The 12,546-nt window shown below is 69.4% G+C and carries 9 protein-coding genes; 3 read left to right on the top strand and 6 right to left on the bottom strand.

Translation table 11 applies throughout. The features are described 5' to 3' along the window. Positions 1–28 precede the first annotated feature (28 nt). A complete protein-coding gene (locus tag JHN45_RS09970) occupies positions 29–2,920 on the bottom strand; it encodes a trehalase family glycosidase (RefSeq protein ID WP_236583528.1) in 2,892 nt (963 codons plus the stop codon). Between the two features lie 340 nt (positions 2,921–3,260). Between JHN45_RS09970 and JHN45_RS09965 the strand changes: the two genes are divergently transcribed. Both JHN45_RS09965 and JHN45_RS09960 read left to right on the top strand, forming a co-directional pair. Next, positions 3,261–5,135, top strand: coding sequence for a glycoside hydrolase family 76 protein (locus tag JHN45_RS09965; protein ID WP_201048738.1), 1,875 nt, complete (start codon positions 3,261–3,263; stop codon positions 5,133–5,135). A gap of 109 nt (positions 5,136–5,244) precedes the next feature. Next, positions 5,245–6,015, top strand: a complete 771-nt coding sequence (locus JHN45_RS09960; protein ID WP_201048737.1) for an Atu4866 domain-containing protein — start codon at positions 5,245–5,247, stop codon at positions 6,013–6,015. A gap of 4 nt (positions 6,016–6,019) precedes the next feature. On the opposite strand, the gene JHN45_RS09955 is transcribed toward JHN45_RS09960, so the two are convergent. Genes JHN45_RS09955 through JHN45_RS09935 form a run of 5 tightly spaced genes read right to left on the bottom strand, consistent with a single transcriptional unit; the run spans position 6,020 to position 11,484 of the window. After that, complete coding sequence (locus tag JHN45_RS09955) at positions 6,020–7,000, bottom strand: N-acetylglucosamine kinase (RefSeq protein WP_236583527.1); 981 nt, start codon at positions 6,998–7,000, stop codon at positions 6,020–6,022. Beyond that, positions 7,000–8,247 (bottom strand): 6-phospho-beta-glucosidase, encoded by a 1,248-nt coding sequence (locus JHN45_RS09950; RefSeq protein WP_201048735.1) that lies wholly within the window; start codon positions 8,245–8,247, stop codon positions 7,000–7,002. The genes JHN45_RS09955 and JHN45_RS09950 overlap by 1 nt, the downstream gene beginning before the upstream one ends. Next, positions 8,244–9,146 (bottom strand): carbohydrate ABC transporter permease, encoded by a 903-nt coding sequence (locus JHN45_RS09945; protein WP_201048734.1) that lies wholly within the window; start codon positions 9,144–9,146, stop codon positions 8,244–8,246. The genes JHN45_RS09950 and JHN45_RS09945 overlap by 4 nt, the downstream gene beginning before the upstream one ends. Continuing rightward, positions 9,143–10,093: a carbohydrate ABC transporter permease gene (locus JHN45_RS09940; protein WP_201048775.1), complete on the bottom strand. Its 951-nt coding sequence runs from the start codon at positions 10,091–10,093 to the stop codon at positions 9,143–9,145. Before JHN45_RS09940 ends, JHN45_RS09945 begins: the two co-directional genes overlap by 4 nt. Before the next feature lie 5 nt (positions 10,094–10,098). Continuing rightward, complete coding sequence (locus JHN45_RS09935; RefSeq protein ID WP_201048733.1) at positions 10,099–11,484, bottom strand: ABC transporter substrate-binding protein; 1,386 nt, start codon at positions 11,482–11,484, stop codon at positions 10,099–10,101. A gap of 134 nt (positions 11,485–11,618) precedes the next feature. On the opposite strand from JHN45_RS09935, the gene JHN45_RS09930 reads away from it, so the two are divergent. Further along, the gene (locus JHN45_RS09930; RefSeq protein ID WP_200716217.1) at positions 11,619–12,446 is read left to right on the top strand and encodes a GntR family transcriptional regulator; all 828 of its coding nucleotides are present in this window, start codon (positions 11,619–11,621) and stop codon (positions 12,444–12,446) included. Positions 12,447–12,546 lie beyond the last annotated feature (100 nt).

The raw sequence follows: 12,546 nt of genomic DNA, 5'->3' as shown, positions 1-12,546 counted from the left end.
GCGGGGGCCGCCGGAGGTGTCGGGCCGCTCAGGACGTGAGGTAGCAGGACTTGCTCACGTTCGGGAGCGGGTCGGAACCGAAGGCCGCTGTCGTGCAGTTCGTACCGCCGCTGAAGGTCTTGTAGAGGAAGCGGCCCCGGGCGCCGTAGGCGACGGTCTGCTGTCCGCTGAAGGCACAAGTGCCGCCTTCCGCCGAGCAGTTGGCGGCGTAGCCGACCGGGCCGCCGGTCGCGGTGTAACAGGCCTTGGACTCCCCGGAGATGGGGTCGCCGAACGTCGCGTCGGTGCACGCCGTGTCGCCGGTCGCGGTGGCCGTGGTGAACGCCCCGTAGGCGCCGTACATCACCGGCTGTCCCGCCACCGCCGCACAAGTCCCGTTCTGATCCGCGCACTTCGCCCAGCCACCGGCAGGGGCACCCGCGGGCGGCAGATAGCAGGACTTGGCGACGCCGTCGATGGGATCGCCGAAGTGGGCGTTGGAGCAGTCGACGGAGCCGTTGGTGACCTGGTGGACGAAGTTGCCGTTGGCTCCGTAGGCGACGTCACGGTTGTAGCCGGGCACGGAGCAGGTGCCACCCTCGGCCGCGCAGGCGGTGTAGCCGGGCGGGCCGCCCGCGTCGGCGACGTAGCAGGACTTGACGAGGTTCGCGGCCGGATCGCCGCCGAAGGAGTCGTTGGAGCAGGCGGTGCTGCTGGTCACGGTCTTGTACGTGTACGTCCCGGCACCGTAGGCGACCGAGCGGGTACCGCTGAAGGAGCAGGTGCCGCCCTCGCCCGCGCACCGGGTGTAGCCCGCGCGCAGGGCGCCGGTGCCGGGTTCGGTGGGTGGTGCCGGGTTGCCGAGGCCGGTGGCGGAGACGGTGTAGCTGCCGGGGGCTACGCCGGTGAGGTAGACGTAGGTGTCGTCCTGGCTGCCGCCGGTGATGCCGGAGGTGGGCGTGAAGGTTCCGTTGCTCCAGACGGTCGCGCCGTTCGCGGTCACCGTGATGTTGCCGCCGAGCTTCGGGACGCCGATCCGGCCGGTGCTGCCGGACGGACTGGAGAGGGTGGCCGAGTAGGTACCGGCCGACGGATTGCGGGACCAGGAGGCGTTGATCGCGCCCTGGGGCATGGTGATGCGGCCCTGCGCACTGGTCAGGTCGCCGGGGTGCGGGACGAAGCGGTACGCGCCGGTCGCCGACTCGGGCGCGGTGCCGAGCACGTCGAAGGTGAGCGTCGAGGTGGGCGCGGTGGACCAGCCGTGGGCCAGGCTCATGAACGAACCGCCGTACGCGAGGCCGCCGTCGGACTGGATGCCCTCCCAGAACGTGCTCTTGGTGCCGATGTCGCTGTCGAGCATGTGGCCCCAGGTGCGGCGGATCTGGTCCAGGGCGGTGTAGTCGTCGTTGGCGGTGAAGCGCGCGTTCAGCTCCATGCCGCCGGCGAACGGCGAGACGTTGCCGCCCCATTCGGGCGTGGTCGGGCCGTAGATGCCCCAGTTGTTGCCGAGCCCCGCGACGATGCTCTTCGACTTGGCCGCGGAGTCGCTCAACCCGTACCAGACGGCAAGGGAGTTGCCGTCCTGCGGGTAGAGGCCGCTGGTCGGGTTGTCCTTGTACATGCCCTTCGAGGCGTCCCACAGACGGGAGTTGGCCGCGGCCTTGATGGCGTCGGCCTTGCTGTTCCAGCTAGCGGCGAGCGCGCTGTCGCCCTCGACGGTGGCTAGGCTCGCGCCGCCCCTGAGCGCGCCGTACAGCAGCGCGTTGGCGGAGATGTTCTCGCCGCCCTGGCCGACCCGGGCCCAGTCCTGGGTGCGGGTCACGTTGAGCAGGTTGTTGCCGTCGATCTTGTTGGTGATGAAGGCCATCCCCCGCTTGTAGTTGGACCATTCGGAGTCCAACCACGACCGGTCGCCGGTGTACGTGTAGTACGTGGACGTCCCCAGCAGGGTCCAGGTGTGGTACGTGTCCGAGCCGGTGAGGTTGAACGGCGGCCCGGACCAAGGGATTTCACCCGCCGACGACTGCGCGTTGTACATCGTGGTGAGCGCGTTGCGGGTCGAGGTGAGGTCGTTCGAGTACGCGTACTGCGTGGGGACGGCGATGCCCATGTCGCCGGGCCACACCGTACGGTCGCGCTTCGCACCGTCGACCAGCACGGAGTCCCCCACACCCACGGTGGCGCTGTTGTCCCACGCGGAGGAGGGCGGCGGCCAGGCACGGCCCTGGTTGGAGGCGATCGTGTTCAACTGCACGGTGTACGCCCCGGCGTACCAGATGCGGTTGAGCAACTCGTCGCTGGAGGTGAAGTAGTTGGCGTAGTCGGCCGGGTTGGACTTCCCCGGCGCCGCGGTGAAGTTGAGGCTGACACCGTTGAGGTCCACCCAGCCCGAGCTGTCCAGGAAGACCGTCAAGTAGCGGAAGCCGCCCCGCAGTTGGGCGGTGGGCACGGTGTAGGTGCCGTTGGCCGAGGGCGTGGCGTAGAGGGCGCCGTCCTCGCCGTCGCGGCCACTGCTGCGGTCGCTGTTGTTGCCCACGTACAGGGACGACTCGCTGAAGGCCAGGCCGACGCGTTGGCCGCTGGAGCTGGTGCTGCCGAATGACAACGTTACCAAGCCACCGACCTCCTTCCCGAAGTCGAGCGTGACGGCCGACTGCGAACCGGAGATCCGGGTCGCCGTCCCGTTCAGCACGTTCGTCGGATTCGCAACGCTGCCGGCGGTGCGGTAGACGGCGGTCGGCTTGAGGGTGCGCGAGGTAGGCGAGTAGTTCACGGCGTCAAGTGCCGCCTTGGGCGCGGACGTTGCGGTCGTTGCTGCCGTCGGCGCCGCCCCTGCCGACAGGGCCGGGGTCACGGCCAGCGCGGCGGCCACCACCACGGTGAGCCCAACTAGGCGCCCTGGTCTGGGCTTTCGGTTCAGCGCTGGCCTGCGACGGCGCATGAGTGCCTCCCGGATCGGTGGGGGAACCAGCCGCTCAACTGGACAACCAGGCAAGTGAATCGATTCAAATGGATCGAATACGGAAGCCTGGAGCTGGAGGAGCGACGGGTGCGCGAGATGACTCGCCGAAGTTCGCACCGATGATGGGCGCCGGGAGAGCGAGTGTCAACCCATCACGTCAACCCTCAACTCCCGGGTAAAAAGCGCGCCTTACGACATTGACAGGGTCGCACCAAGCCGGTTCACTGCGTCGAGTACGGGTAGAGGTATGGACCTTTGATCCAGAGCTGAATCCATTCACACCCGGCGTCCCCCATCGTGAAATCGAGGCGAGTTTCCGGTGTCCCTCCATGGCTTCGACATCGTTGTCAGACCACGGTTCCTCAGCTTTCTCCTGAGCTTTCCCCTGACGGCCGCCCTGGCGTTCGTGGCGCTCGTCCCGGCCGCGACGCCGGCGTCCGCCGCAACGCAGGTGTGCGTCCTGGCCTGCGACACGCTGGACCCTTCGCAGGCAAAGCAGGAAACGTTTCCAGTCCCGGACAAGACGCTCAACGGCCGGCGTGTGCAGCTCCATGTCTCCGACGCGGACGACATGGCGTGGGCCAGTATCGACAACGGCTCGACCGGTGACGCGGTCTGGTTGGACCGGTCCTGGGACGGCGGCGCCACCTGGGACGGACTGCTCGGCAAGGCGAGCATCCCGAGCACCTGGACCGGTACCAGGACGCTGATGTACAACATCACCGACCCGCGCAACCACAGGCGCGGCCTGGTCCGGGCCTGCGGCGACGCGGCCGGCGTGGGCTGCACGAACTGGGTCTACCCCACCGTCTGCGACACCCTCTGCGACGGCACGGGCGCGGGCCAGGCGGCGGGCGACGACCAGCCGGTGCCGTCGACCAGCCTGTACGGCCGCACGATCCGGCTGCACGTGGACCAGAAGAACGCGACGGCCTGGGGAAGCATCGACACGGGCGGCCCCGGTGACGAGATCTGGTTGGACCGGTCCTGGGACGGTGGCACGACCTGGCCGGACGGCTCCTCCCTCGGCCGTACCAGCACCCCGTCCGGGGCCATCACCACCCGCACCACGATGTACGCCACCCGCGATCCGCGCGGTCTCCTCTACGGCGGCGCGGTCCGCGCCTGCGGCCGGGAGGCGAGCCACAACGAGGGCAGCTGCACCGCGTGGTACCGGCCCGTGCCGACCCGGGCGCGCGCGGCGGCGGACGCGCTGATGACGTCGTACGACCCCTACAACGGCTGGTGGCCCAGCAGTTGGTGGAACTCGGCGGCCACCCTCACCTCCGTCATCGACTTCGCGAAGACCACCGGCACGCACGACTACGACTGGATCATCGCCCGCACCTTCGACCAGAACAAGGGCGTCTTCCCGGCCGGAACGCGCAGTTCGGACGCGATCGAGGGGGACTTCGTCAGCCGGTCCATCGACGACTCGGGCTGGTGGGCGATCGCGTGGATCGACGCGTACGACTACACGCACGACGCGCGCTATCTCAACGAGGCCGTCACCATCGCCAATTACGTGCAGCAGTACTGGGACACCGGCACCTGCGGCGGCGGTGTGTGGTGGGACCGGGAGAAGACCTACAAGAACGCGGTGACCAACGGGCAGTACCTGTGGCTGACGACCGCGCTGCACCAACGCATCGCGGGTGACACCGTGTGGCTGCAGCGGGCGAAGACCTCGGCCGCCTGGTACAAGGCGAGCGGGATGATCAACTCCTCGGGTCTTGTCAACGACGGGCTGTCCTCGTCCTGCGCCAACAACGGCTCCACCGTGTGGAGTTACAACCAGGGACTGGCCATCGGCGGCTTCACCGAGCTGTGGAGGACGACCGGGGACAGTTCGTTCCTGACCACCGCGCGGACCCTGGCGAACGCCGCGATCAGCAGCTCGCAGCTGACCGTCGGCGGGGTGCTCACCGAGTCCTGCGACGTCGGCTCGGCGTCCTGCGACGACAACCAGAAGCAGTTCAAGGGCATCTTCATGCGGAACTTCGCCGACCTCGCGAACGTGACCGGCTCCAGCACCTACCGCGCCTACATCCAGAAACAGGCCGACACGCTGTGGGCGCAGGACCGGTCCAACCTCAACGCGCTCGGTGAACGCTGGGCGGGCACCAGCCCGAACCAGACCGACTGGCGGACCCAGGCCAGTGCGCTCGGGGCGCTGACGGCCGCCGCGAGCTGAGCCGGTGCGCAGGGTGGGTGCGGGACACCTGGGGTAACGGCGGCCTGGTTGCGTCCCTCGGACGCGACCAGGCTTGCCACCAAGGAGCCACCCACTTGAGGAGCAGGCGATGAGCACCACCCACACGGACACCGTCACCTGGAACGGTCCAGCCCTCGACGAGATCGTCACGAACGACGCGGGCCGTCCCGTCCTGTTCACCAACGCCCGGGTCCTGACCATGGACCCGCTGATCGGCACCCTGACCGGCGCCGACGTGCTGCTCGTCGGCGCCCTCCTCGTGGGCGTCGGCCCGGGCATCGTCACGGCGGCGCAGGACGACAACGCCATCGTCGTCGACTGCACCGGCATGACGGTGGTGCCGGCCGTCGTGGACACGGCCGCTCTGGTCGGCGGGCGTGGCCAACGCTCCGAGTACGTCGCGACGTTGACGCCCGGGAACACCGGTGACCTGCTCGTCGTACCCGATGAACTCGCCCCCGACGTGGCGGGTGCGGTGGCCACGCTGCTGACCCGGCCGGAGGAGGTCCGCGCCCTCGTGGCGAACGGCAAGCCGGTCCTGTGGGCGGGCACCGACGCCCCCAGCCGCCCCACCGCACCCAAAGCGGGCATCCCGGACGCCCAGGATCTGAGCGGCAGCCCGCGCATCGGCGTCTGGATCGACGAGAACGGCTTCCTGCACCAGGAGTTGACCGCCGACGGGCGCTACGACGAGACCCGCGGTGGCCGCCCGCACGCCTACGAGGGCCGCTACTGGATCGACGGCGACCGTATCGACTACCTGGACGATCTCGGCTTCTGGGCCTTCGGCGAGTTCCGGGGCGACGAGCTGCACCACGCGGGGTACGCGATGCGGCTCGGGACGCGCTCCCGGTCGTAGCGGATCAGTGGAATCCGGCGCGGAGTCGGGCCTCCGCCCCAGGGTCCGCTCGCGGGTGGAGGTCAAGGGCCGCCAACGCGGCGCCGAGCAGCGGCGGTTGGGTGCACACCACCGTACGGACGCCGGGTACGTCCTCGGTGAGTCTGCGTTCGATGTCGTCGAGGAGGGCGCGGTGACCGGCGGCCAACACGCTTCCGCCCAGGACCACTTCGGGGTCCGGGAGGTGGGCGAGTTGGAGTCGGCACAGGACCGTCAGGGCCATTCTCGCTGTCTCCGCCGCGAGTCGTTCGACCAGTTCGGTCGCGATGCCGTCCCCGTCGTCGCGGGCCGCGAAGACCGCCGGGCAGAGTTCGCTCAGCCGGAGCGCGGGCAGGTCGCCGCTGTGCAGGGCGGCGGTGACGTCGGCGACCGTGGCGAGGCCGAAGTGGTCAACTACCGCCATGTGCAGGGCGGTTCGCGGGCCCCGGCCGTCCTCCGCCCTGGCCGCGTGCCACAGCGCCGAGGTGCCCATGTCGATGCCGCCGCCCCAGTCCCCGGAGATCCGGCCGAGCGCGGCGAAGCCGGTGGTACGGCCGTCGGGGGCGACGCCGACGCAGTTGATGCCGGTGCCGCAGACCACGGCGACACCCCAGGGGCGGTGAGCCCCGGCGCGCAGGACGGCGTAGGAGTCGTTGTCGACGCGCTGGGTGACGGCCCAGCGGCGGGCGCCGACGGCCTCGCGCAACGCCCTGACCTCGTGCGGCAGATCGGCGCCGGCGAGGAAGGCGGTGATGCCGTCCACCACGGTGTCGGCGCTGGCACCCGCCGCCGCCATGGCCTCGGCGCGCAACGCGGCGAGTACGTCCATGGCGGCGTCGAGGCCCACCGCCTGCGGGCGGAATCCACCGCCCCGGGCGCGGCCCAGGATCGTACCGCCGGTGGTCAGTACGGCGAGGTCGGTCTTGGAGTTGCCGCCGTCGACGGCCAGCAGCAGACCCGAACTCATCAGGCCCACCACAGGTGTTGGCGGTTGGCGGCGACGAGCTTCGCCGCCAACTCCTCGGCGACGGAGACCTGTCCGATCAGGGGGTGTGCGAGCAGCGCGGTCGCGACCCGGTCGACGCCGCCGTGCAGGGCGGCTTCCAGAGCGAGTTCCTCGTACGCCGTCACGTGGGCGATGAGTCCGGCGAACAGCGGCTCTACGGCGTTGACGGGCAAGGGAGTTGCGCCGTGTGCGCCGATGCGGGAGGGGACCTCGATGACGGCGTGGTCGGGGAGGAAGGGCAGGGTGCCGTTGTTGCGGACGTTGGCGACGCGGACGTCGCCGGTGTCGGTGGTGAGGGCGTGGACCAGTTGGACGGCGGCCTCGGAGTAGTAGGCACCGCCGCGCCTGTCGAGGAGGGCCGGCTTCTCGGTCAGGGCCGGGTCCGCGTACATCGTCAGCAACTCGCCCTCCATGGCGGCGACTTGCTCGGCGCGGGAGGGTTCGGTGAGCTGTTCGCCGAGTACCTCGTCGTGGGCGTAGTAGTAGCGCAGGTAGTAGGAGGGGACGACGCCGAGGCGGCGGACCACGTCGAGGGGCATGCGCAGCCGGTCGGCGAGGGCCTGGCCGTGTTCGTCGAGGAGGCGCGGCAGGACGTCGACGCCGTCGAGCCGTACGCTCCGTTCCCAGGTCAGGTGGTTGAGGCCGACGTGGTCGAGGGTGATCCGCTCGTGGTCGACGCCGAGCCAGTCGGCGAAGGTGCGTTGGAAGCCGATGGCGACGTTGCACAGGCCGACCGCCTTGTGGCCGGCGTCGAGGAGGGCGCGGGTGACGATGCCGACCGGGTTGGTGAAGTCGACGATCCAGGCGTTGGGGGCGCGTTTGGCGACCCGTTCGGCGAGGTCGAGGACGACGGGTACGGTGCGCAGCGCCTTGGCCAACCCGCCTGCTCCGGTGGTCTCCTGCCCGATGCAGCCGCACTCGTGCGGGAGGGTCTCGTCGATGTGGCGGGCGGCCTGGCCGCCGATGCGGAGCTGGAAGAGGACGGCGTCGGTGCCGTCGATGCCGGCGTCCGGGTCGGCGGTGGTGGTGATCTTCGCGGGGCTGCCCTGGCGGGCGAGGATGCGGCGGGCGAACGGGGCGACGACGTCGAGCCGTTCGGGGTCGGGGTCGACGAGGGCGATCTCGGTGACGGGCAGTCCCAACCGGGCGAATCCGTCGACCAGTTCGGGGGTGTACGTGGATCCGCCGCCGACAACGGTGATCTTCAACCTTTGACTCCTGTCAGTGTGACGCCCTCGATGAAGGCCTTTTGCGCGAAGAAGAAGACGATGATCACTGGCGCCATCGCGATGAGGGTCGCGGCCATGGTGAGGTTCCACTGCACCGCGTGGGAGGTCTTGAAGGTGGCCAGGCCCAGGGCCAGGGTCCAGTGGGCGGGCGTCTCGCCGGTGTAGATGAGGGGGCCGTAGTAGTCGTTCCAGGCGTTGAAGAAGGAGAAGAGGCCGACCGCGACGAGCGCGGGGCGCATCATCGGCAGCACCACCCGGGTGAGCACGCGCAGTTCGCCGCAGCCGTCGATACGGGCCGCGTTGAGGTAGTCCTCGGGGACGGTGAGCAGGAACTGCCGCAGCAGGAACACCGAGAAGGCGTCGCCGAACAGGGAGGGGAGGACCAACGGCCAGATGGTGCCGGTGAGATGGAGCCTCGCCCACATCAAGTACATGGGGATGACGAGGACTTGGGGCGGCAGCATCATCATGGTGATGACGCAGAGGAACGCGGTGTTGCGTCCCTTGAAGCGGAGCCGGGCGAGCGCGTAGGCGATGGGGACGCTGGAGAGCAGGGTGGCGGCGGTGGCGGCGACCGCGTAGAGCACGGTGTTGACCAGCCAGGTGCCGACCGGTGCGGTGGCGAAGACGGTGCGGTAGTTGGACCACTGCCAGTGGTGGGGCCAGAGGCTGGTGGTGAGGGACTGGCCGTCGGTCATGACGGATGTCAGGAAGATGAACACGATCGGGCCGATGAAGGCGCAGGCCAGGCCGACGGCTACGGCGTGTTCGGCGATCCAGACCAGCTTGCGCCGCCGGCTCGCCCGGCCGCGTGCGGCCTGGTGGGGTGATGCGGCGCGGGTCTGGCGGGCGGGGGCCGGGGCGTAGGTGGCCGTCATCGCGGTGCCTCCTCGATGTCGAAGCCGGAGGCGCGGCGGAGCAGGACGACGGTGAAGGCCATCGCCACCACGAAGAGCACCACGGCCAGCGCGCAGGCGTAGCCCGCGTGGAACTGGTTGAAGCCGGCGATGTAGAGCTGCTGCGGGAAGGTGAGGGTGGAGCCGTCCGGATAGCCGGGCGCGGGCTGGATGTTGCCGTTGGCGACCTGTGAGGCGACCATCGCCTGGGTGAAGTACTGGAGTCCGGCGATCACCCCGGTGACGGTGGCGAAGAGCACGACCGGTGAGATCGTCGGGAGGGTGACGTAGCGGAAGCGGTGCCAGGAGCCGGCGCCGTCCAGTTCGGCGGCCTCGTACAGTTCGGCGGGTACCTCCAGCAGGGCCGCCAGGAAGATGACCATCATGGTGCCACTGCCCCACAGGGCGAGCAGGGTCAGGGCGGGTTTGGACCAGTCCGGCGAGTTGAACCACAGCGGTCCGTGGATGCCGAGCAGGCCCAGGATCCGGTTCACCGGGCCGGAGTTGGGGTTGAACATGCAGACGAAGGCGACGGTCGCGGCGACCGGCGGGGCCAGCGCGGGCAGATAGAACAGGGTGCGGAAGACGCTCGCCCCGGCCTTGAGCCGGGCGGTCACCATGGCCACGCCGAGGGCGAAGAGCACCTGCGCCGGGACCATGACGGCAACGAGCCAGCCGGTGTTGCGGATCGCGTGCCAGATCAGCGGGTCGCCGTCCAGCAGATAGCGGTAGTTGCGCAAGCCGACGAAGCGGGCCGGGGAGATCATGTTGGAATTGGTGAAGGACAGCCAGACCGTCATCACCAGGGGGTAGACCAGGAAGACGGCGAAGCCGACGAGTCCGGGCGCGAGGAAGAGCAGGACGCGCAGCCGGTTGCGGCGCAGCCGGGCCCTCAACAGCGCCGGGGCTAGCTGGAGTTGGGTGGCCATGACGGTCACTGCCCCAGCTTGAGCGCGGCGTTGTTCTGCTTGTCGACGGCGGTGAGACCGGCCTTCAGGTCGGATACGGAGCCGCTCTGCCACTTCTCCACGAAGTGACCGAAGTTGGTGAGGTAGGCGCCGCCGTCGGCGCTCGCCGGTGTCGTGGTGGTGAGCGGGTTCTTGAACACCTGGAGGAACGGGGCGAAGTTCGGGTCCTTGGAGAGTCCCAGCGCGGGCGAGTCGAGCGCGGCCTTGGTGGTGGGGACGTTGCCGATGGCGTCGGCGAGGGTGGTCAGCGCGTCGGTGTCGGTGGTGAGGAATTTGATCAACTTCCAGGCCGCGCCCGGGTGTTTGGCGCCGCGCGGCATCCCGATGACGTTGCCGCCGACGTAACCGGCGCCGTACAGCTGGGACTTGCCGTCGGCGGCGGGCATCACGGCGGTGCCGTAGTCGATGTCCGCCTTGTCGTTCTTGATGAACGAGTTGCGCCACTCGCCGTCGACCATCATGGCCAGCTTGCCGGTCTCGAAGGCGTTCTGGGCAGAGAACTCGTCGCCCATGCCGGCCTTGAAGGTGACGAGTTTCTTCGCGCCGAACCAGTCGACCAGGCTCTTCTGCCAGGTCAGCGCCTGGGCGAAGGCGGGGTCGCCGCCGACGTTGGACTGGCCGTCGGCCGTGAGCCACTTGCCGCCCCAGCTGGGGACCAGGTGTTCGGTGAGCATCTGGTAGGCGCCCAAGTAGGGCATGAATCCTGCGGTCTTGATCGAGCCGTCCGGGTTGAAGGTGGTCAACTTCTTTGCGTCCGCGGCGAGTTCGGACATCGTCTTCGGCGGCGCGGATATCCCGGCCTGTGCGAAGAGCTTCTTGTTGCAGTACAGCCCGAAGGTGTCGGCGAGCCAGGGCATGGTGCAGCGCTTGCCGCCGAACGCGGTGTACGACTGGACGGCCTTCGGGATCTGGGACATGTCGACGTGGTCGGCCTTGATGTCCGGGTTCAGGTCTTGGAACGCTCCACTGGAACACCAGCCGCCGACGTTCGCGGCGTTGAACGAGGACGCCACGTCGGGCGCGGTGCCGCCGCGGATGGCCTGGTTGACCTTGTCGTCGGTCTGGGCGGCGACGGCCTTGACCGTGATGTAGGGGTACCTCTTGTGGAACTTGGCGAGCACGGCGTTCACCGAGGCGATCTCGTGCGGCGAGCTGAGACCGTGCCAGAAGGTGATGGTGACGGGCGTGGTGTCGTCGGCGCCGGTGTCCGCCTTCGACGCGGCACCCCCGGTGGTGCATGCTGCGGCCAGCAGGGCCGTGGCCGCGAGCAGCGACGCGGCGACGGTACGGCGGGGGCGGCGGGCGGTGCGGGTGACGGTGCGGTTGACGGGTCCGACACGGGACTCGGACATGGGACCTCCGGCGAATTCGCTTACCACTTATTGACCAGTGGGCACATGTTGGGGCACTATTTGGGGACTGTCAAGCAAGCATTTCGGAAGTAACCGGCAGCAGGATGAACCACTGGTAAGGAAAGTTGGTAGGAATGGTCAGCGGTGAGAGCCGTTGGGAGAAGCGGGAACGCATCCGCACCCACCTCCTCGACCTGATCGAGGAGACCGGGACCGGACGCCCCCTCCCGGGCGAACGGCAGCTGTGCGAGGAACTCGGGGTCTCCCGCCCCACGTTGCGCGCGGTCGTCGACGACTTCGTCCGTGACGGTCTGCTGGTGCGGGAGCACGGACGCGGTGTGTTCGTCGCCCGGGCCAAGGTCGCCCAGCACCTCAGCGGCTCCCCCGGACAGCCGCAGACGCTGGGCGTCGGCGGTGTGGACGGCACCTGGGCCAGCCGCACGCTGGACTTCAAGACCGTCGCCGCGGGGCCCCGGATCGGCCGCCGGCTGGGCATCGCGCCCAGCGAGCAGATCCTGCGGATCATCCGGCTGCGGACGGTGGACGGCGACCCGATGTGTGTGGAGACGCTGCATGTGCCGCACGCGCTGGTGCCTGGCCTGACCGCCCGTGACCTGGAGACCGACTCCTTCTACCGGCTGCTCGGCCGCCGCTACCAGATCCTGTTGACCGACGCGGCGCAGAGCATCGAACCGACCGTGGTCGACGAGTGGGAGGCCGAACTCCTCGGCGTGTCCGTGCACACCCCCGCCCTGCTGTTCGAACGGGCGGCCAGGGACGCCGAGGGCCGGGTGGTCGAGTTCACCCGCTCCGTCTACCGGGGTGACCGCTACCGCATCTTCACCAGGCTGTCGCTGGCCGGCCGGCCCGACGGCGGACGCGTCGTCGACGGCTCCTGGTCGGCCGCCACCACCGTCCCCGGCGCCGACACCCTGGCCTTCGACCCCTACTGGAGCAACTAGCCACTCCCGTCCCCCAGTTCACCGCGCCGGCCCTCCGGCCGACGCGGCGATCCCGCACGCCCCTCCCCACCCTCCCCACCCGAAAGGACTTCCCAATCGT

Origin of the sequence: Streptomyces sp. MBT53 (assembly GCF_016654115.1) — a bacterium.
Classification (GTDB): domain Bacteria; phylum Actinomycetota; class Actinomycetes; order Streptomycetales; family Streptomycetaceae; genus Streptomyces.
Note: the sequence above shows the minus strand (reverse complement) of the source record. Positions and strands in the feature narration are given on the sequence as shown.